The sequence below is a fragment of the Calidithermus chliarophilus DSM 9957 genome, assembly GCF_000430045.1.
Classification (GTDB): Bacteria; Deinococcota; Deinococci; order Deinococcales; family Thermaceae; genus Calidithermus; species Calidithermus chliarophilus.
In genome coordinates this window covers 2465276-2485924 of the sequence record NZ_KE387023.1, presented here as the reverse complement: position 1 = coordinate 2485924, position 20649 = coordinate 2465276, and the positions used below count along the sequence as shown (strand labels likewise).

At 69.4% G+C, this 20649-nt stretch carries 17 protein-coding genes; 9 read left to right on the top strand and 8 right to left on the bottom strand.

Annotation, left to right across the window (positions count from 1 at the left end; genetic code table 11):
* Positions 1 to 261: 261 nt before the first annotated feature.
* On the bottom strand, positions 262 to 2586 hold the full coding sequence (locus tag MEICH_RS27190; protein WP_084542286.1) for a PA14 domain-containing protein: 2325 nt from the start codon (positions 2584 to 2586) through the stop codon (positions 262 to 264).
* A 330-nt stretch (positions 2587 to 2916) separates the two neighbouring features.
* On the opposite strand from MEICH_RS27190, the gene MEICH_RS0112030 reads away from it, so the two are divergent.
* From MEICH_RS0112030 to MEICH_RS0112020, 3 genes are all read left to right on the top strand, one after another.
* Positions 2917 to 3915, top strand: coding sequence for an aspartate-semialdehyde dehydrogenase (locus tag MEICH_RS0112030; protein WP_027892822.1), 999 nt, complete (start codon positions 2917 to 2919; stop codon positions 3913 to 3915).
* A gap of 6 nt (positions 3916 to 3921) precedes the next feature.
* Positions 3922 to 4266 (top strand): DUF3234 domain-containing protein, encoded by a 345-nt coding sequence (locus MEICH_RS0112025; protein WP_027892821.1) that lies wholly within the window; start codon positions 3922 to 3924, stop codon positions 4264 to 4266.
* Positions 4267 to 4327: 61 nt separating this feature from the next.
* Entirely contained in the window at positions 4328 to 4768 is a 441-nt protein-coding gene (locus tag MEICH_RS0112020) for a hypothetical protein (RefSeq protein WP_027892820.1), read from the top strand.
* A gap of 82 nt (positions 4769 to 4850) precedes the next feature.
* Here the strand turns inward: MEICH_RS0112020 and MEICH_RS28050 are convergent, their stop codons facing one another.
* From MEICH_RS28050 to MEICH_RS0111990, 7 genes are all read right to left on the bottom strand, one after another.
* Entirely contained in the window at positions 4851 to 5096 is a 246-nt protein-coding gene (locus MEICH_RS28050; RefSeq protein WP_084542285.1) for a CPCC family cysteine-rich protein, read from the bottom strand.
* Between the two features lie 92 nt (positions 5097 to 5188).
* A complete protein-coding gene (gene glpX, locus MEICH_RS0112015; RefSeq protein WP_027892819.1) occupies positions 5189 to 6157 on the bottom strand; it encodes a class II fructose-bisphosphatase in 969 nt (322 codons plus the stop codon).
* A 125-nt stretch (positions 6158 to 6282) separates the two neighbouring features.
* Entirely contained in the window at positions 6283 to 6945 is a 663-nt protein-coding gene (gene hisIE, locus MEICH_RS0112010) for a bifunctional phosphoribosyl-AMP cyclohydrolase/phosphoribosyl-ATP diphosphatase HisIE (protein ID WP_027892818.1), read from the bottom strand.
* Entirely contained in the window at positions 6942 to 7715 is a 774-nt protein-coding gene (gene hisF, locus MEICH_RS0112005; protein ID WP_027892817.1) for an imidazole glycerol phosphate synthase subunit HisF, read from the bottom strand. The genes hisIE and hisF overlap by 4 nt, the downstream gene beginning before the upstream one ends.
* A 261-nt stretch (positions 7716 to 7976) precedes the next feature.
* Complete coding sequence (locus tag MEICH_RS27185; RefSeq protein ID WP_169730663.1) at positions 7977 to 8909, bottom strand: META domain-containing protein; 933 nt, start codon at positions 8907 to 8909, stop codon at positions 7977 to 7979.
* A gap of 71 nt (positions 8910 to 8980) precedes the next feature.
* On the bottom strand, positions 8981 to 9580 hold the full coding sequence (locus MEICH_RS0111995) for a helix-turn-helix transcriptional regulator (protein ID WP_027892816.1): 600 nt from the start codon (positions 9578 to 9580) through the stop codon (positions 8981 to 8983).
* 36 nt (positions 9581 to 9616) lie between these two features.
* On the bottom strand, positions 9617 to 10666 hold the full coding sequence (locus MEICH_RS0111990) for an Mrp/NBP35 family ATP-binding protein (RefSeq protein ID WP_027892815.1): 1050 nt from the start codon (positions 10664 to 10666) through the stop codon (positions 9617 to 9619).
* A gap of 341 nt (positions 10667 to 11007) precedes the next feature.
* On the opposite strand from MEICH_RS0111990, the gene MEICH_RS0111985 reads away from it, so the two are divergent.
* From MEICH_RS0111985 to MEICH_RS0111960, 6 genes are all read left to right on the top strand, one after another.
* Entirely contained in the window at positions 11008 to 11424 is a 417-nt protein-coding gene (locus MEICH_RS0111985) for an ester cyclase (protein WP_027892814.1), read from the top strand.
* 283 nt (positions 11425 to 11707) lie between these two features.
* On the top strand, positions 11708 to 14725 hold the full coding sequence (locus MEICH_RS0111980; RefSeq protein WP_027892813.1) for an ATP-binding protein: 3018 nt from the start codon (positions 11708 to 11710) through the stop codon (positions 14723 to 14725).
* Positions 14726 to 15382: 657 nt separating this feature from the next.
* The gene (locus MEICH_RS28740; protein ID WP_051304122.1) at positions 15383 to 16231 is read left to right on the top strand and encodes an NUDIX domain-containing protein; all 849 of its coding nucleotides are present in this window, start codon (positions 15383 to 15385) and stop codon (positions 16229 to 16231) included.
* Positions 16228 to 18891 carry a valine--tRNA ligase gene (locus MEICH_RS0111970; RefSeq protein WP_027892811.1) on the top strand — a complete coding sequence of 888 codons (2664 nt, stop codon included), beginning with the start codon at positions 16228 to 16230 and terminating at the stop codon, positions 18889 to 18891. The genes MEICH_RS28740 and MEICH_RS0111970 overlap by 4 nt, the downstream gene beginning before the upstream one ends.
* Positions 18892 to 19061: 170 nt before the next feature.
* Complete coding sequence (locus MEICH_RS0111965; RefSeq protein WP_027892810.1) at positions 19062 to 19727, top strand: HD domain-containing protein; 666 nt, start codon at positions 19062 to 19064, stop codon at positions 19725 to 19727.
* Between the two features lie 35 nt (positions 19728 to 19762).
* Complete coding sequence (locus tag MEICH_RS0111960) at positions 19763 to 20257, top strand: hypothetical protein (protein ID WP_157202756.1); 495 nt, start codon at positions 19763 to 19765, stop codon at positions 20255 to 20257.
* The last annotated feature ends 392 nt before the right edge of the window (positions 20258 to 20649 follow it).

The following is a 20649-nucleotide window of genomic DNA, read 5'->3' as shown; positions in this document are numbered from 1 at the left end:
TAATCACCCAAACCAAAGACCTTCAGAGGCTATCTTTTTGAATCCTAGAGCACACCCCTCCCTGACGGCCGGCGAAGAAAGCGTATCCCTTCCAAGGGGCGGTATCGCCCTCCGCTACGCGGATAACTTCGGTCGGGTCAGTTTGTCCCCATTCGGGGACGAACTGACCGAATCTGGTATTACGCCACCGCGCTTCCCGGGGCTGGGTTCAGGAAAGGCTCAACCCCTGAGCGAGCTCAGGGGTTGGAGCGGTTCAGGCGGTTACTGAAGGTTGACGACCTTCGCCACCGAGGGCACGCCGTCGGCGTCGAGGATGAAGAGGAGGTAGAAGCCGGGCGGGGCCAGGTTGGGGCTGGCGGGCGCGGTGGCCTGGAGCGTGCTGGCGCCCCGGGCCGTGATGGGGAGCTCGAGGAAGCGCTGGTTCATGTTGAAGGCGTGGGTGGCGGCGCCGAGCGCGACGAGGGTCACCTTCTGGATGGAGGCCGCCTGCGGGGTGCCCAGGCTGAAGCCCTGCCCGTAGGCCAGCGCGGTGGGCACCGAGGCCAGGGAGGGGCGGGGCGCGTAGTTGCCCGAGCCGTCCTTCTTGAAGAGGTAGGGGGGGTAGTAGATCTCGTAGTTGAAGCGGTTGACCGTGCAGTCGGAACCGCAGCCGCCCCCGCCCGCGGTCCAGACGGTGCCGTCGGGCAGCAGCAGCGCCGTGGAGTGGTAGTTGCGCGGCACCTGGGCGGTCGCGCCCAACGTCCAGGCGTTGGCCTTGGGGTTCCAGATCTCGCTGCGGTAGACCGAGCTCGAGTCGTCGAAGTTGGTGCCGTCGTTGCCGCCGTTGACGAAGACCCGCCCGTCGGCCAGGAGGGTGGCGTTGAGGTGGGTGCGGCCGTAGGCCATGGGGGGCCCCACGGTCACGGTGGGCTCGCCGTAGGCGTTGAGGGTGAGCAGGTCGATGAGCTTGGTGGTGGCGTTGGTGCCGCCCCCGCCCGCGACGAGGATCTTGCCGGGCTGGTACATCACCGAGGTGCCGTAGGTGCGCGTGGGGTCGCCCCTGGAGAACTGCAAGGTCCAGCTCCCCGTGCCCGCCGGGTTGAGGTAGCCCATGCGCGGGGAAGCCCCGGAGTAGAACACCAGGCCGTTGGGGGCGACGTGCATCCAGGGGTACCAGTGGGTGAAGTCCCAGGTCTCGGTGCGGGCGCCGGTGAGCGCGCGCAGGGTCCCGTTGGTCTGGTAGACCTCGGCCAGGCCGTTATCCGCGCCGCTCTGGTCGGTCCCGCCGATGATGAGGGCCTCCTTGTTGGGCAGCAGGGTGGTGGTGGGGTACCAGCGCCCGCCGCTCATGACCGGGCCCGGGCTCCAGGCCTTGGTCTGGGAGTAGAACACGTTGGTGTCGGGGCTACCGTTGGGCGAGCCCTCGTTGCCACCCGCCACGAAGAAGCGCCCGTCGCTCAGGAGCACCCACCCGGCGCAGAAGAGGTCGGTGGTGGGGTTGTCCACCCGCTCGTGGGTGTTGGTGGCGGGGTCCCACAGGCCGACCAGGGTGGAGTTGTGGAAGTAGGCCTGGGGGTCCTTGATGTCGCGGTAGTCGCCGACGGCGTCGTAGCTGTACCAGGAGATCACCTTGCCGTCGGGCAGCAGCGCGGCGTGCGCGGCGACCAGCGGCCAGGGCTGGACCGGCCCGAACTTGCCCTCGAGGTGGGCCCTCGAGCTGCCCGTCGGCGGCGTCGTCACGGTGTTGGAAACCACCCAGGAGCTCTCGCCGATCTCGTTGGTGGCCCGCACGCGGTAGGTGTAGGTGGTGTTGCCGCTGACGCTGACGTCGGCGTAGCTCGTTCCGCTGAGCCGGGCGAGCGGGGCGAAACTGCCATCGCCCGCCTTGCGCTCGAGCTCGTACTGGCTGGCGTTGGCGGAGGCGCCCCAGCGCAGGTCCACGCGCTGGCCGCTCGTCGCGGTGGCGGTCAGGCCGGAGGGGTCGGCGGGCAGGGGGATCAGCGGGCCGGTGGGGAACAACTGCGAACTGGGGATGACCTCCTTGGCCTGCCGCGCGCTCGACCAGCGCAGCTTGACCACGGCCTTGCCGGTGTTGTCGTAGAACTCCATCTTGATGGTGTAGCGCTTGCCGGCCTGCAGCGTGATGGTGCCGGCGTCCTCCTTGGCGCCGTGATTGGCCCAGTTGTTGATGAGGAGCTGGCCGTTGACCCACAGCCGCACCCCGTCGTCGGAGACGGTGTAGAAGGTGTACTGCTCGCTATAGCGGGGCTCGACCTCGCCGGTCCAGCGCACCGAGAAGGTGTCGGCGCCCATCGAGGGCAGCGGCGCGAGGGAGTTCCAGGTGAAGTTGATCTCGGGGTCCACACGCCGCACCACCGGCCCGGTGAAGTCCTTGTTGTCGAAGTACTCCCCGACCAGCCCGTTGCTGGGCAGGGTGGCCGCGGGCTGCGCCGGAGCCCCCCGGGCGTCGTCGGCGAACTCGTACCCTTCGGCCGTCTCCTTGAAGCCCGGCTCGTCGATCTGGGACCTGGGCTCGAGGTTGCTCGAGCACGCCCCCAGCACCACCAACAACAATCCGACCGCCACAATCCGACCGCTCCCCCTCATGCCACACCCTCCCTCGAGGCCTTGCTCAATGCCTTGCAGACTTCCCGCTGAATGAGTCCTTGATTAACCAACCATTATCGGCGCTGCGTTCAAATAGGGCAAGCCGCCGCACGGGCCACGGCTTTTCCCTTAATCCGGAGCATAGGGACGCGGCGCAACGCAAGCGCAACGGCCCGGGCGGTCCACCCCTTGACCGCCGGGGCCGGGGGATGCTAGGGTGCTCGCGTGAGCCTGGCTCGCACCACCACTACCTAGGCGGCGACTCCTCGAGTCGTCGCTTGCCCCCTGCCTGCCAAGGCAGGATTTTTATTTAGCTTCCAGGAGGTCAGGGTGAAGATCGGGATCGTAGGAGCAACGGGAGCGGTCGGACAGGAGTTGCTGCGGGTGCTCGAGCGGCGGAATTTCCCGCTGACGGAGCTGCGGCTGTATGCCTCGGCCCGCTCGGCGGGGAAGCGGGTCGCCTTCCGGGGCAAGGAGTACGTCGTCGAGGCCCTGCCCGAAGGCCCGCTGCCCGTGGACGTGGTGCTCGCGAGTGCGGGCGGCAGCCTCTCCAAGCAGTACGCGCCGGTCTGGGCCAAGCAGAGCATCGTCATCGACAACTCCTCGGCCTGGCGCTACGAGGACTGGGTGCCGCTCGTCGTTCCCGAGGTCAACGCCCACGCCGTGCGGGGGCACAAGAACCTCATCGCCAACCCCAACTGCACCACCGCCATCTTGCTGATGGGGCTCTACCCGCTGCACAAGGCCTTCAAGGCCAAGCGGGTGATCGTGAGCACCTACCAGTCGAGCTCGGGCGCGGGGGCTAGCGGGATGGAGGAACTGCTCGAGGGCACCCGGGCCTGGCTCGAGGAGCGCCCGGTCGTCAACCAGACCTTCGTCCACCCCCTGCCCTTCAACGTCATCCCCCACATCGACAGCTTCCAGGACAACGGCTACACCAAGGAAGAGATGAAGGTGCTGTGGGAGACGCAGAAGATCATGGGCGACTACGACGTGAAGGTCTCGTGCACGGCCGTGCGCGTGCCCACCCTGCGCGTGCACAGCGAGGCCGTGACCGTGGAGTTCGAGCGGCCCGTGACCCCGGAGGCCGCCCGCGAGGTGCTGGCTAAGGCCCCCGGCGTGGAGCTGGTGGACGACCCGGCCAACAAGCGCTACCCCCTGCCGCTCTCCGCCACCGGCAAGTTCGACGTCGAGGTCGGGCGCCTGCGCAAGAGCCTGGTCTTCGACAACGGCCTCGACTTCTTCGTCGCCGGCGACCAGTTGCTCAAGGGGGCCGCGCTCAACGCGGTGCAGATCGCGGAGCTGCTGCTCGAGCCCGTCGCCGGTTAAAGCCCCATGGAACCCGTTCTACAGACCCCCTGGCACGTCCTCGAGGACCCCGCCGCGCCTGGGGAGCACCTGGTGATGGAGGCGCTGGGCCGCAAGCTGGTGCCCGTCTGGCTCTCGCAGGAGGAGGCCGAGGCCTTCCTCCGCCTCAGCCCGGCCGCACAGGGCATGCGGGTGGGGCGGCTCGAGGGCTTCCTCCTGAAGGAGGCTTTCCTGACCGCGCTGGGCCTGCTCGGCGTGACGCACGTGGTGGTGGGCTATCAGCCCGGGCAGCCCCAGGCGGTGGTGCTCGAGCGGAACGCCGCGCTGGGTGAGATTCAGCGGCACATCAGGGGAAAGGTTGAAGATGCCTGAAGGCCAAAACCGCAGGTCCGGGCCCGCGGCGGCCGATATACTCTGACACAGGAGGTAACACGTGAAAAAACTTCTCGTGCTGTTGGTCCTTCTGCTAACCCCGGCCTTCGCCCAGAGCCTCCAGGCTAGCGTGGGCGGCCCCTTCGGCCTGAGCGCGGGCGTCCGGCTGGGCCTGGTGCCCTTCCTGCTCGACGGCCGCATCTACGCCTCCGGCGGCCCGGTGGGCACGGGCGGGGCCCTGGTGTTCGGCGGCGGGGCCGACCTGCTCGCCAAGATCCCCCTCACCGACCTCTACGCCGGGGCCGGCGTGTTCTTCGGCAACGGCAACACCCTCTCGGCGCTGGGCAGCGGCAACCTCGGCCTGCGCGGCGTGCTGGGCACCTGGCTCAACCTAGGCCTGCCGGGCATCGCCTTCTTCGTCGAGGCTCACCCCATGGTGTTCTTCGGCAGCAGCACGGGCTTCGGCATCAGCGGCTCCTTCGGCGTGAATGTCGGCTTCTGAGCGGGTCGGACCAAAGAAACCCTCCGGTTCTCACCGGAGGGTTCAGCTTTTCGCAGCGCCAAGCTCGACGACCCTCGAGGCCTTAAACGAGCGGGAACTCCTCGGGCTTCGGTCGTCTGGTTCTTGTGGTGAACTCCCGCGAGATCGCACCGAAGTTCTTGAAATTCGCTCGCGCCTCGTTAAGGCTCACGGCATTCGCACCACCGGCGTAGTCAGGATCGTCGAACTGCACGGCGTCATCCTCCCAGTAACATACTGGGCAGATTTCGAACGTTCCTGGAGGGGCGCTGTTGAGGGTTAGGTAACCACAGCACGGGCAAGCGAACATAACCCCCTCCGTCGTGAGCCGCTGGCGGCACCGAAAACTCCTTCCACCAGGCTATTTACCGGTCCTTCCACCACACAGAACCATGTCACAGGTCAGACCCGGATGTTCACCCTCGCCCCGCTCTCGAGCAGGTGGATGCTGTCGATGAAGCGCACGACCCGGGTGGCGTAGCCCATCACGATGGAGTGGGTGCGGGCGCCGCCGCCGAAGTAGCGCACGCCCTCGAGCAGCTCGCCGTGGGTGATGCCGGTGGCGGCGAAGACCATCTGGCGGCCGGGGGCGAGGTCGTTGGTGCGGTAGATCTTCTTGGGGTCGCCGCCCATGCTCTTCAGGCGCTCGAGCTCGGCGTCGTTGGAGGGCAGGAAGCGGCCCTGGATCTCCCCGCCCATGCACTTGAGCGCGGCGGCGGCCAGCACGCCCTCGGGGGCGCCGCCGCTGCCCATCATGGCGTGGACCCCGGTGCCGCGCACGGCCACCGCCACGGCGGCCACCACGTCCCCGTCGGTGATGAGCTTGACCCGGGCCCCGGCCTGGCGGATCTCGCGGATGAGCTTCTCGTGGCGCGGGCGGTCGAGCACCACGACCACCAGGTCCTCGACCTTGCGCTGCAACGAGTCGGCCACGATGCGGAGGTTGGCCTCCACGGGGTAGTCGAGGTTGACCTTGCCCGCAGCGGGCGGCCCCACCACCAGCTTTTCCATGTACATGTCGGGGGCGTGGAGCAGGCCGCCCTTCTCGCTGATGGCGATGACGGTGATGGCGTTGGGGAGGCCCTTGGCGGTGATGTTGGTGCCCTCGACCGGGTCTACGGCGATGTCCACCTCGGGGCCGCCCTTGCCCAGCTTCTCCCCGATGTAGAGCATGGGGGCCTCGTCCATCTCCCCTTCCCCGATGACCACCGTGCCGGAGATGGGTAACTCGCTCAGCACCTGGCGCATGGCCTCGGTCCCGGCCCCGTCCACCGCTTCCTTGTCGCCCATCCCGGCCAGGCGGCTCGCGGCGAGCGCGGCCTGCTCGGTGACGCGGGCGACCTCGAGCACCATCAGGCGTTCGATGTCCATGTCAATGCCCATGCCCAGAGCCTACCAAAGCCGGGCGACGGGGCGGGCGCGGTAGCGTTTCCAACGCAGCAGGTGGCGGGTGGGGATGGAGGCTTCCACCACGGGCCGCGAGCTTTTCCCCGCGCTCACGCCGGCGGCACGTTAGCCGCCCGTTTGGCGTGGCGCTCCCAGAGCACGCGGGCGAGGTCGTCGGGCGAGAGGCCGAGCTCGGCCAGGGTGAACAGGAGGTGGAACATCAGGTCGGAGGCCTCCCAGCTCAGCTCCCCGGCGTCGGCGTTCTTCGCGGCGATGATGACCTCCCCGGCCTCTTCCCCGATCTTTTTGAGGATACGGTCGAGGCCGGCCTGGTGCATCTTGGCGACGTAGGAGCCCTCGGGGAGGTCGCGCAGGCGCTGCTGGATGGTGCGGTAGACGGTCTCGAGCACCTCCCCCAGCGGCGGGACCCGCTCGCCCGGTTCTTCGGCCTGAGCGCCCGGCACCGGGTTGTGGAAGCAGCTCTGCGCGCCGGTGTGGCAGGCCGGGCCATGGGGCTCGACGCGGTAGAGCACCGCGTCCTGGTCGCAGTCGAGGACGACCTCGAGCACCTTCTGCCGGTTGCCCGAGGTCGCGCCCTTGACCCATAGCTCGTCGCGGCTGCGGCTCCAGAAGGTGGAGTAGCCGGTGAGCAGGGTCTGGGTCAGAGCCTCGCGGTTGGCGTAGGCCAGGGTGAGCACCTGGCCGGTGTGGGCGTCCTGCACGACCACCGGGACCAGGCCGCGCTCGTCGAATTGCACGTCGCCCAGGTTCATGCCAGCACCTCGAGCCGCACGGGCACGCCCCGGCCCTGGAGGTAGCGCTTGAGCCCCTGCACCCCGATCTCCCCGAAGTGGAACACGCTGGCGGCCAGCGCCGCGTCGGCCTGGCCCGCGGTGAGCACGTCCGCGAAGTGCTCCATCCGCCCGGCCCCGCCCGAGGCGATCACCGGGACGCCCACCGCCTGCGCGACGGCACGGGTGAGCTCGAGGTCGTAGCCGTCCTTGGTGCCGTCCTTGTCCATGCTGGTCAGCAGGATCTCCCCCGCCCCCAACTCCGCGCCGCGCACCGCCCACTCCACGGCGTCGAGGCCCGTGGGGGTGCGGCCCCCGGCCACGTAGACCTCCCAGCCGGGCGCGCCCGCCCGCTTGCGGGCGTCAATGGCGAGCACCACCGCCTGGTTGCCGAAGTGGTCGGAGAGTTCGCGCAGCAGTTCGGGGTGCTTGACCGCCGAGGAGTTGACCGAGACCTTGTCGGCCCCGGCCAGCAGCAGCCTGCGGGCGTCCTCGAGGCTCTTGATGCCCCCGCCCACCGTGAAGGGGATGAACACCTGCTCCGCCACCTGCGCCGCGACGTCGAGCATGATGGCCCGCTCCTCGTGCGTGGCGGTGATGTCGAGGAACACCAGCTCGTCGGCCCCCGCCCGGTCGTACGCCTTGGCCGACTCCACCGGGTCGCCCGCGTCCCGCAGGTTCACGAAGTTGATCCCCTTGACCACCCGCCCGGCGTGAACATCCAGGCAGGGGATGATGCGCTTGGTCAGCATGAGCGAAGTATACGGGGAAGCGGAGAGCCTTCAGCTTTCAGCCGTCAGCGGTAAGCACTTAGCGTGTGGCTTGTGGTTACCCCACCCCGTCCCTCCCCGGGCGCGGGGAGGGTTTATCCCCCCCCAGCCCCCCTTGCTAAGGGGGGAACGAGGCGCCCCGCGTCTTGCGTTTGGCGTCTTGCGTACGACGTACGACGTAGGACGTACGACCGGCGTTAGGCGTTTGGCGTTCGGCTATCGGCTATCGGCTATCAACACCCCTCACCGCACCACCGGCATCTTCTCCAGCAGCCGCAGCATGCGGTAACGCAGCGACGTGGCGCCGGCTCGAGGGTCGGGCTGGCGTTCGAAGGACACCACGATGCGGTAGAGGTAGCCTTCCTCGAACTTGAACCCCTCGATGGTGCCGGAGAAAGGGCGCCACGGGCTCTTGGCTTCGCCCCGGACGTCGCGGATCATCAGGCACTTGCGGGAGGCGGTGCCGGGGCAGTTTTCCAGGGTGGGGGCGATCTCGAGCACGATCCCCTCGGGCACGGGGCCCAGCCACTTCTGGCTGACGACCTCGAGCAGGCGCAGCCGGGCGGTCTGGGGGGTGGAGCCGCCCTCGACCGCGACCTGCAGGGTGTAGCGGTAGCCGGGCTCGAAGGCGAAGCCGGCGATCTCGGGTAGGGCGAAGCGGCCCCAGCCGCCGGGGGTGAGGTCCTCGAGGGCCAGGCAGCGGCGCTGGGCCTCGCCGGGGCAGGGCTGGGCTTCGGGCTCGACGCTCAGCACCTTGCCGGGCGGCGGGCTGGTGCCCGCTCGAGCCTCCCCCGCCCGGGCGAAGCGCAGGCTGGCCCCGCCGCCCCACAGCACCAGGGTCTGGCCGTCCGGGGCGAGGTAGTAGCGCTGCACCCGGGCGAGCGACTCGGTGAAGGCGCGCTCGAGCTCCATCCGCTCCGGGGCGCAGGCCATCTTGGTGCTGGTCACGGGGCCGAAGGCCAGGCGGCCGCCCTCGAGGCGGTAGCTCCCGCCGTAGCGGTTGCACCCGGCGAAGCCGCCGAAACGGCCCCCCGCCAGTTGCAGGGTGGGCTTATCGCCCGCGCCCACCTCCCGCGGGCCGATGCGGCGGAGTTCCCAGGTGCTCCCCTCGAGGCGGTCGGTCTGGGCCATGGCCAGGGCGGAAAAAGCCAACAGTAGCGGCACGAGCGCTCTCATGGTCCGGCTCATTGTGGCCGAGATGCCGCGGGGAATCGTGGCAGGGGGATGAGAAACCCTCACCCCGGGCCTCAGCCGATGCGGTAACGGCAGCACCGCCCGCCCGCGGCGATGCGCTCCTCGCGCACGACGGGGAGGCCCAGCAACTGCTGGTAGAACTCCTGCTCGGTCTGGCAGAGGTCGTAGTGCTCGGTGGAGAGGGCGAGCTTGGGGCAGCGTTGCTGCTCCAGGTACCAGCGCCCGTCCTGCCGGTAGCACGTCGCCTGGTAGCCCTGCTCGGTGAGGTACTCGGCGAGGCGGCAGAGCTTCTGCTCCAGCGGCAGGCCCTCCAGCAGCGGGCCCACCTGGGCCAGCAGCTTGGCGTTGCGCAGGGAGAGCACCTGCAGCACCGCGCCGCGCCCGAAGAGGTCGTTGATGTGCTCGAGCAGGTCGCTGCAGAGCTTGACGTAGGGGGTCTGCTCGTCGACGGCGGTGAACACCTGGCGGGGGCGGCCCCGGCCCGCGCACTTCTCCTCCCGGCCCCTGACCAGCCCTTCGCGGCTCAGGTCCTCGAGGTGGCGGTGCACGGCCACCTTGCTGATGCCCATGAGTTCGGAGAGTTCGGCCGCGGTAGCCGGCGACTGCCGCAGGTGCTCGAGGATTTTCAGCTTGGTATCCCCCAAACCTACCATCGCTCCTCCCCTCCTAAAGCCGCTCCCATAGGCCCGTCACGCCATCGGCAGGAGCATGTAGCTCTGCACCGAGAGCTGCGCGGCCAGGGCGCGGGCCGTCTGGCGCAGGGCCTGGGCCTCGGGGCTGTTGGGCGCGGAGAGCACCACCGGAACCCCGGCGTCGCCCGCCTCGCGCACGGCGACGGCGATGGGGACCTCGCCCAGGAAGGCGGTCTTGTAGGCCTCGGCCATCCGCCGCCCGCCGCCCTGGCCGAAGATGTGCACGCGCTGGCCGCCCTGATCGAAGTAGGACATGTTCTCCACGATGCCCAGCAGCGGCACCTGCACCCGCTTGAACATGTCCACCGCGCGCTCGGCGTCGATGCGGGCCACGTCCTGGGGGGTGGTCACGATCACGCCGCCCGAGACCTTGGTGAGCTGGGCCAGCGAGAGCTGCACGTCGCCGGTGCCGGGGGGCATGTCCACGATGAGGTAGTCGAGGTCGCCCCAGGCCACCTCGTGCAGGAACTGCTTGAGGGTGCCGTGCAGGATGGGGCCGCGCCAGACCATGGCCTGCCCGGCGGGCACGATGTTGGCGATGGTGACGAGCTTGATGCCGTAGCGCTCGAGCGGCACGATGCGCTTTTGCTCGTCCACCCGCAGCTTCTCGGCCTGGGTGCCGAACATCTGGGCCTGGGAGGGGCCGTAGATGTCGGCGTCGAGCAAGCCCACCGAAGCGCCCTCCTGGGCCAGCGCCACCGCCAGGTTGGCCGCCACGGTGCTCTTGCCCACCCCGCCCTTGCCCGAGGCCACCGCCACCACGTGCTTGATGCCCGGCAGCGGCAGGTTCTGCGGGGCGCGCACGGTAGCGCCGAAGTGCACCTCGAGCTCCCTCACGCCGATGCGGGCCAAGGCGGCCCGCACGTCGGCTTCGATCTGGCCCTTGAGCGGGCAGGCCGGGGTGGTGAGGTTGATCTTCACCCCCACCTTCTCCCCCTCGACCACGACTTTCTCCACCATCCCGAGGCTCACGAGGTCCTTGTGCAGCTCGGGATCGTTCACCGTCTTGAGCGCCTCGAGCACCGAGGCTTCGTTCACGCCACTCATCCTTCTAAGGATAGTGAGCAGCGCGATATCCGAAGGCGGGAAAGGTCACATTGGCCGTATCTGTCGGGGTGCGGAGTGGTTTGCCTCACGGGGTTTGCGGTGGGGAGGGCCGGTGGTTGATGGCCGAACGCCGATAGCCGATAGCGGGTCGTACGTCGGATGCGGGTCGTACGTCCTACGTCGTACGTCGTACGCAAAAAGCCAAACGCGAAACGCAAAATGCAAGACGCCTTGGCCCTCGGCCCTCGGCCCTCGACAAACCACGGGCTGCACACCTCCTACCCCCTTTGACGCTCTTTTCACACCCCCCCTGGCACACTGCCCTCCAGGGAGGTCGGAGTGTGTCGGAGGTCAACAAGAGCATCGTTCGGCGGTTCATGGACGCGGTGATCAACCGGGGGGACCTGGGCGCCGTGGATGAGTTGTTGGCGCCCGACTGCCTCGACCACGTCGCGGAGGTCCTGGGGCTGCCGGCGGGGCGTGAGGGGGCCAAGCGGCTGTACGCGCTGCTCCATGCGGGGTTTCCCGACCTCGAGGTGACCGTCGAGGACTGCGTGGCCGAAGGGGAGTGCGTCGCCGTGCGGAGCCGGTGGCGCGGCACCCACCGCGGCGACTTCCTGGGGGTGGCCCCTACCGGGGAGGAGGTGCGGCTGGAGAGCCTCGAGCTGCTGCGGCTGCGGCACGGCCGGATCGTCGAGCACTGGGGCGCCGCCGACGCCCGCGCCCTGCTGCGCCGGTTGAGCGGCTCCGGGGGCTAGGCAGCGCACGACCGCCGTGATACCGGATTCAAAAAGATAATCACCCAAACCAAAGACCTTCAGAGGCTATCTTTTTGAATCCTAGAGCACACCCCTCCCTGACGGTCGGCGAAGCAAGCGTATCCCTTCCAAGGGGCGCTACCGCCCTCCGCCACGCGGATAACTTCGGTCGGCCGCCCCGCCAAGGCGGGGCGGCGTCACCGAACGGTGACGAACTAACCGAATCGGGTATGAGCAGTTTTTGGCCTGGCGGGTGAGCACCCGGGGGGTGCATAGTCTCCCCATGATCGCCCCCCAACCGGTGCCCCCGTTGGCCGAGCGGGCCGAAGCCCCAGGGCAAAGCAGGCCCAGCCTTTACCTGCTGGGGCCGGTGGGCCTCGAGCGGGGCGGCGAGCGCGTCTACCTGGCGACCCGGAAGTCGCTGGCGCTGCTGGCCTACGTCGCCGCGCAGCCAGGCGGGAGCGCACGGGCCGAGCTGGCCGGGCTGCTGTGGCCCGACAACGCCGAGGAGCAGGCCCGCGCCTCGCTGCGGCAGGAGGTCTCGAGGCTCAGCCAGACCCTGGGCGAGGCGCTGCGGAAGCTCGACCCCCAGACCCTCGCGCTCTCCCGCGAGCACCTGTGGGTGGACTTGTGGGCCTTCGAGGCGGCGCTGGAGGCGGGCGAGCTCGAGCGCGCCGTAGGGCTGTACCGGGGCCCCTTCCTGCAGGGCCTGCAGCTCAAGGGGGCCTTCGGGTTCGAGGAGTGGCAGGCGCAGGGCCGTGAGCGGCTCCAGCAGCGCTACCTCGAGGCCCTCGCCGCCCTCGCCGCCCGGCGGGCCGAGGCCGGGCAGGTCGGGGAGGCGCTGGCGTACTGCCGCCAGGCCATCGTCGCCGACCCCCTGGCCGAGGGGCCCTACCTCCAGGCCATGCGGCTGCTCGAGCTCCAGGGCGACCGCGCCGGGGCGCTGCGGCTGTACCAGAGCCTGGAGAAGGCGCTGCGGGAGGAGCTGGGCCTCGAGCCCTCCGCCGAGGCCAAGGCCCTGCTCGAGCCGGCGCGCTCCAGCCCCGCCCCCGCGCTCCCGGCCCCGCCCACCCCGCTGGTCGGGCGGCAGCAGGAGATCGAGGAGGTGCTGCTGCTCCTGCAGCGGCCCGACTGCCGCTTGCTCAACCTCGTCGGGCCCGGCGGCATCGGCAAGACCCGGCTGGCGCTGGCCGTGGCCGAGCGCCTTCAGCAGCAGGGACAGGCCCTGCACTGGGTGAGCCTGGGCGGAGGCAAGCTGGTCTCGAGCCTGGCCGAGGCGCTGGGGCTGCCCTTGCTGGGCCGGGGTAATGCCCTGCAAGCGCTGCTGCACCGCATGCGCGAGACCCGCCCTTGGCTGGTGCTCGACGAGGCCGAAGCGCTGGAGGAACCGGGCGAGCTCGAGACCCTGCTGCGCGAGGCGCCGTTAAAGCTGCTCCTCACCTCGCGCGAGCGCCTGCGGCTGCACAGCGAGTGGGTCTACGAGGTGCACGGGCTGGCGGTGGCCGGGGAGAGCTGGGCCGTGCGCAGCAGCCCCGCCGCCGAGCTCTTCCGCGCCATGGCCGAGCGGGTGAAGCCCGGCTTCGCCCCGGCGCCCGCCGAGTGGCAGGCCATCGGGCGGATCTGCCGCCAGCTCTCGGGGATGCCGCTGGCCCTCGAGCTCGCCGCGACCTGGGTGCGGCTGATGGGCTGCGAGGCCATCGCCGCGCACCTCGAGCACGACCTCGACCTGCTCGACGGCTCCCTGAGCGAGCCCCGGGGGCGCCACGCCAGCCTGAAGGCCGTGCTGGACTCCACCCTCGAGGCCCTGCGGCCCGAGGAGCGGGCCGCGCTGGAGCGGCTGGCGGTGTTCCGGGGCGGCTTCGACCTCGAGACCGCCCGGCAGGTGGCCCAGGCCTCCCCCACCCTGCTGGCCGCCCTCACCGACCGCGCGCTGCTGCAGCGCCAGGAAGCGGGCTTCCGCATCCTCGAGGTGGTGCGCCAGCACCTCAGCCCCCGCGTGCCCGCCGGAACCCGGGCCGCCCACGCCCGGCACTTCGCGGCCCTGCTGCACCGGGAAGCCCGGTCGCTGACGGGCGGCGACCAGCACGCGGCCCTGCGCCGCCTGAGCGCGGCAGGCGACAACCTGCACGCCGCGTGGCAGTGGGCCGTGGCCCACGAACCGGCCCTCCTCGAGCCGATGAGCGACGCAGTTTTCCTGCTGCACGAGTTGCGCGGGAGCTTCCGCGAGGGCGTCGAGTGGTTCGCTGAGGCGCAGAGCCTGCCCACGCCGGGGCTCCAGGCCCGGGTGCTCGCCCGCAAAGGGCGCCTGCTCTACCGCCTGAGCGCCCTGGGCGAGGCCCGGCGGAGCCTCGAGCGCGCCCTATCCCTGGCCGACGCCCCCCAGGAGCGGGCCTTCTGCCTGAACAACCTGGGGCTCGTCGAGCTCAGCGAAGGCCACGCCCGCGCCGCGCAGGAGCTGTTCGAGCAGAGCCTGGCCCTGCGGCGGGAGGCGGGCCACCGCTGGGGCGCTGCCAACTGCCTGTACAACCTGGGGCTCGTCGCCCTGAGCTTCGGGCAGCAGGAGGCCGCCCGCCCGCGTTTCCAGGAGGCGCTCGAGCACTACCGCGCCCTCGGCGACCTGCGCGGCACCAGCCTGGCCCTCACCGGGCTGGGCCAGGCCTGGATCGCCCAGGGCCAGTACGGCGTGGCCCGCGAACTGCTGCGCCAGGCCCTCTCCCTCAGCCAGCAGCTCGGCGACCGCTTCAGCGAGGCCGCCGCCCAGCTCTGGCTCGGCGCCGTGGCGGGCATCGAACGCCAGAACGAGGAGTGCCGCGAGCGGCTTCAGGCCAGCCTCGAGGCCGCCTACCAGACCGGCGACCCGGTGAGCATCGGCCGGGCGCTGGTGGGCCTGGGCCGCCTGGCGATGCGCGACGGCAAGGCCGAGCAAGCCCTGCGCCTGCAGCGGCAGGCCCTCGAGCGCTTCCAGCTCGGCCACCACCCCTGGGGCGAAGCCCTGGCCTACAACCACCTCGCCCGCACCTACTCCGCCCTGGGCGAGACCGCCGAGAGCCGCGCCCACTACCGCCTGGCCCTCGAGCAGGCCCTCCGCCTGGAAGCCGCCCCCCTGGCCCTGCGCGCCCTGGCCGGGATGACCCGCGACCTCGAGCCCCCCCTAGCCGCCGAAGTCCGCAGCCTGATCGCCCACCACCCCAGCACCGACGCCTGGGTACGCGAGGAAACCCGCCGCGAGGGAAGCCAGCACCCCGACCCCCCGGGCCGCAGCCTGGAGGAGGTGGCGCTCGAGGCGTTGAGGGCGCTGTGAAGACCGTTCACCAGAAGGCCAAGACCCGTGGCGTGTGACTCGTGGCTTGTCGAGGGCCCAGGGCCGAGGGCTAAGGCGTCCAGGGTCTCGCGTTTTGCGTTTTGCGTCTTGCGTCTTGCGTTTGGCGTTTTGCGTTTTGCGTCTTGCGTCTTGCGTTTAGCGTTTTGCGTTTTGCGTTTGGCGTTTTGCGTTTTGCGTTTTGCGTTTGGCGTTTGGCGTACGGCGTAGGACGTACGACCCGCGCCCCGCGCTCGGCCATCGGCTATCGACCCTCGACAACCCCCCAAGCGCTCTTGTGTATACTCGAGCCAGGCGCCGACCGGGAGGAGTAGGTTTCCCCCCGCTCCCCAGAGAGGACCGCTCATAGGCTGGAAGGCGGTCTGGAGAGAGGAAACCGAACGTCGCCCGCGAGCCAGCAGGAAGAACAGCCCATGGCCCAGTAGAGCCTGCCGGGAGTGCCCGTCACAGCACGTCCGAGTGCCTTTGGAGCGTCTAGAGCCCGGAGTCCAGCGTCTAGAGCCGAACAATTGAAAGGCCCTTGACCCTCGACCCTAAGCCCTCGGCCTCCATCGGAAGCGCGGTGGTACCACGGGGTTTTCCTCGTCCGTGCAGCAGAGCCTGCGCGGGCGTTTTTGTTGTGGAGAAAGGAGGCGTGGGATGGCGGAGAAAGTGGTGGTGTACATAACTCGAGGCCGCGAAATCCTGGTGTTCGACCACCTGGAGGCGGAGCCCGACGTCCCGATGCCCCAGGTGCCCAGGGGCACGCTCGAGCCCGGTGAGGACCCGCTGGCCGCGGCGGTGCGCGAAGCGTGGGAGGAGACGGGCCTCGAGCTGCGCCACCCGGTCCTGCTGGGCTCGGTGTGCCGTCCCTACGTGTTCCGGGGGCAGGCGTACGACGACCTTTTCCACTACGTCTGGCTGGCCGCCCCCACCGCCACCCCCGACGCCTGGTCGCACGTGGTGAGCCACGGGGAGCTGGATCGGGGCTTCACGTACCACCACCGTTTCGTGCCGCTCGAGGGCCTCGCCCTCCCCTGGGACTTAGACCTCCTCCTGCCCGAGCTCCGCGCCCGGCTGGTGCGCGAGCGCGTGGTGTGCTACGTCACCCGGGGGAAGCGCGAGTTGCTGGTCTTCGAGCACGACGACCCCGGCCTGGAGCCCGGCTGGCAGGTGGTCGCTGGGGGCGTCGAGCCGGACGAGGACCCCGCCGAGGCCGCCGTGCGGGAGGTGTGGGAGGAGTCGGGCCTGAGGCTGCAGGGCCCGGTCTACCTGGGGACGCGCGAGTACCGGCCCGCCCTCGAGCACACCCGCGCCCGGCGCGTGGAGCGCCAGCACTTCTTCTGGCTCGAGGCCCCGCCCCACACCCCCGACGCCTGGGACCACCGCGTCCTCAACGGCGAGGAGGACAGCGGCATGGTCTACCGCCACCGCTTCGTGCCCATCGGAGATCTCGAGCTGGCCGAAGAACTCGGCGAATTGCTGCCCCGACTGAAGGAGCGACTATGAGTCAAGCCACCAAGGAATTGCCTAAGGCGTACGACCCCCAGACCGTGGAGCCCCGCTGGGCCGAGGAGTGGGCCAGGAACCCGCTGGGGCCCGAGCTCAACGCGGGCAAGGGCAAAGGGCCCTTCACCATCGTGATCCCCCCGCCCAACGTGACCGGCAACCTGCACCTGGGGCACGCGCTCGACAACACCATCATCGACACCCTCGTCCGCTTCAAGCGCATGCAGGGCTACGAGGCGCTCTACCTCCCCGGCACCGACCACGCGGGCATCACCACACAGGTGCTCGTCGAGCGCGAGCTCGCCAAGGAGGGCAAGAGCCGCCACGACCTGGGCCGGGAGAAGTTTTTGGAGAGGGTGTGGGACTTCAAGGAGAAGAACGGCGGCACCATCCTCTACCAGCTCCGCCGCATCGGGGCGAGCTGCGACTGGAGCCGCGAGCGCTTCACCATGGACGAAGGCCTCTCCCGCGCGGTGCGGCGCAGCTTCGTGGAGTACTACCACCAGGGCCTGGCCTACCGCGGCAAGCGCATCGTGAACTGGGACCCGGTGGCCCAGACGGTGCTCAGTGACCTCGAGGTGGACCGCGAGGAGCGCCAGAGCCAGCTCTACGTGCTCGAGTACCCCTTCGAAGACGGCGAGCAGGGGGTGGCCGTAGGCCATAGCGGCGATGCCGCTAACCTAGGCGGAATCCGGATCGCCACCCAGCGCCCCGAGACCATCTTCGCCGACGTGGCGGTGGCCGTGCACCCCGAGGACGAGCGCTACCGGGGCCTGATCGGCAAGCGCGTGCGCATCCCCCTCACCGACCGCTTCATCCCGATCATCGCCGACGAGGCGGTGGAGCGCGAGTTCGGCACCGGCGCGCTCAAGATCACCCCGGCCCACGACCCCGCCGACTTCGAGATCGGCGAGCGGCACGGCCTCGAGATGCCCAGCGTCATCGACCTGAACGCGAAGCTGGCGGGCGAGCTGGTGCCCGAGGAGTTCCGCGGCCTCGACCGCTTCGCGGCGCGGCTCAAGGTGGCCGAGCGCCTGGAGGCCGAGGGCTACCTCAAGGGCGTGGAGACCCACACCGTGCAGCTCCCCCTCTCCGAGCGCACCAAGGAGCCCATCGAGCCGATGCTGCTGACGCAGTGGTTCGTGCGGATGAAGCCGGTGGCCCAGAAGGTGCTGGCCGGCCTCGACAAGGGCGAGATGCGCCTCGTGCCCGAGCGCTGGGAGAAGGTGAACCGCGACTGGCTGGAGAACATCCGCGACTGGGCGGTGGGGCGGCAGTTGTGGTGGGGCCACCAGATCCCCGCCTGGTACGACGAGGAGGGCAACATCTACGTGCCCGACCCCTCCAACCCCGACCTCGACTGCGACAAGGACCCTGCTTTAGCCCACCTAAAGCTGCGCCGCGACGAGGACGTGTTCGACACCTGGTTCTCCTCGGCCTTGTGGCCCTTCAGCACCCTGGGCTGGCCCGACCGGACCGCGGACCTCGAGAAGTACTACCCCACCGACGTGCTGGTGACGGGCTACGACATCATCTTCTTCTGGGTGGCGCGCATGCAGATGTCGGGCTACCAGTTCACCGGCCGGGCCCCCTTCCACACCATCGTGCTGCACGGCCTCTACCTCGACGCCAAGGGCCAGAAGATGTCGAAGAGCAAGGGCAACGGCATCGACCCCCTCGAGCTCATCGACAAGTACGGCGCCGACGCCTGCCGCTTCGCCTGGGACTACCTCGCCACCGGCGGGCAGGACATCCGCCACGACGAGCGGCGCTACGAGCAGGGGCGCAACTTCGCCAACAAGCTCTACAACGCGACCCGCTTCGTCCTGATGAACAAGGACGCGATACGCCAAACGCAAGAGGCAAAACGCGAAGACCTGACCCTCGCCGACCGCTGGATGACCTCGAGGCTAAACCGGGGCATCGCAGAGATCACCGAGGCCTACGAAGCCTACGACCTGGGCCGTGCGGCCCGCCTGATCTACGACCTGGTGTGGAGCGAGTTCTGCGACTGGTATCTCGAGGCCGCTAAGCCCGCGCTGCGCGAGGGCAACCAGGCGACGATGAAGACCCTCGAGACCACCCTCGCCGCGCTGCTCAAGCTGCTTCACCCCATCATGCCCTTCATCACCTCCGAGCTCTACGAAGCCCTCACCGGCGACCCCAAGCAGCTCGCCCTGCAGGACTGGCCCACCGCGGGCGAGCGCGACTTGGGGGCCGAACGCGCCTTCGAGGCGTTGCAGGAGACCATCACCGCCACGCGCAACCTGCGCTCGGAGCTGGGCATCGCGCCCCAGCAGGAGATCGCGGTGCAGCTCGACGGCCCCGGCGCCGCGCTGGTGATGGAGAACCTGGCCCTCTTCCGCTTCCTGGGCAAGGCCGACGCCACGCTGGGCACCCCCGCCAAGGCCATCGCCCAGGCCACCCCCACCACCACCGTCTACCTGCAGCCCGAGGGCGACCTCAGCAGCTTCCTCGAGCGCCAGAAGAAGCGCCTGGCCGAGCTGGAAAAGCTGGTGGCCCAGGCCCAGGCCAAGCTCGCCAACCCCGGCTTCGTGGAGCGGGCCAAGCCCGAGGTGGTCGAAGCCGAGCGCGAACGCCTGGCCGAGAACCAGGCCCAGCTCGAGCGCATCCGGGCCAACTTGGAGCGGCTGGGTTAACAGCCGTCAGCCTTCCCATCCACCCCTTCCCCTCCCTCCGGCCGGAGGGAGGGGCGTCTTGCGTTTAGCGTCTTGCGTTTGGCTATCGGCTATCAGCTATCGGCTATCGGCATTATCAGCGTCCGGCCATAGGCTACCCCCCCTCCCCCACCTTGCCGTACCATGCACCCGTGGCCCTCTTCACCCTCGGCACCGGCGGGCGTAAACGCCTGATCCAGCGCTGGAACGCCCTCATGCGGAGCCTGCAGGCCCCGGAAGAGGTCCAGTTCGGCGTGCTCGACGACCTCCTGCGGCGCTACGGGGAGCCGCACCGCAGCTACCACAACCTCTTCCACCTCGAGGCCCTCTTCGCGGCGCTCGAGCCCCACCCCGTGCGGGAAAAGGCCGCCCTCGAGCTCGCCGTGTGGTTCCACGACGCTGTGTACGACACCACGCGCAACACCAACGAGGAGGAGAGCGCCGCACTGGCGGCGCGGGCGCTCGAGCCCATGGGCCGGGAACTCGCCCGCCGGGTGAGCGGCATGGTGCTCGCCACCAAGCACCACCGCAGCGACGACCCCACCACCCGGTTGCTGCTCGACGCCGACCTGAGCATCCTGGGGGCCGAGGAGGCGGTGTACCGGCGCTACAGCCGGGCCATCCGCCAGGAGTACGCCTGGGTGCCGCCCGAGGTGTACCGGGAGGGGCGCTTGCGGGTGCTCCACGCCTTCCTCTCGAGGCCGCAGATCTACGTCACCCCGGCTTTCGCCGGCCTCGAGGAGGTGGCCCGCGCCAACCTGCGCCACGAGATCGGCTGGCTCGAACAATTGCAGCCTGCGCAACTTAGCCGGTACTAACCGCGCGTTCATGAGCGCCCGATAAGGTGAATTCCATGAAAAGACTCTTAGCTATTCCTGCCCTCGCGGCCCTCATTAGCGGTTGCGGCATCGTCGAAGTGCGGGCCGTACCGCCGACCATTACCAAGCTCGAGACCCAGGCCACCTTCTGCACCGACCGCGACACCATCCTCGACTTCCAGTTCGAGGCCAGCGGCCTGATCTCTAAGCTCGAGGTCTGGGTGAGCGAGCCCGGCGTGAGCGACCCCAGCACCGACGCCAACAACAAGGTGGGCGAGCTCGAGACCTTCGACCTCTTCTCCAAGGGCTCGAAGGTCGTGGGCTTCATCGCCCTCGACACCAACGGGGACAACAAGATCGAGCTCAACGGCCAGAACCGGCCCGCCATCGTGGTCACGCCCACCGAGAAGCAGGTGTGGGTGCGGGCCTACAACTTCGACCAGACCAAGGGCTTCGTGAAGGCCATGAACACCATGGCCCCCAGCACCGACACCAACTGCGACCCCATCTTCCCGTACGGCCAGCCGTAATACCAGATTCGGTTAGTTCGGCGCCGGATGGCGGCGAACTAACCCGACCGAAGGGATACGCTTGCTTCGCCGACCGTCAGGGAGGGGTGTGCTCTAGGATTCAAAAAGATAGCCTCCGGGGCTCTTCGGATCGGATGATTATCTTTTTGAATCCGGTATAAGACGCGCGGGGAGCATCCGGAGAGGCCCTTTACAAAGCGGTTCCCACGAATACCCCGCCCAGCCAGCCCGGCCAGGTGGGGTAAAACACCCCCCGGTCGCGGGGGGTGTTTGTGGGAAACACGATCAGGGCCTTTTTCCTGCTGCGTCTCGAGACGGGCTGAACAGGTCGGGCGGGGGCGTGGGCTGGTCCTTCATGGCGTAGAGGAGGGTGGAGGCGCGGTAGGCCAGGG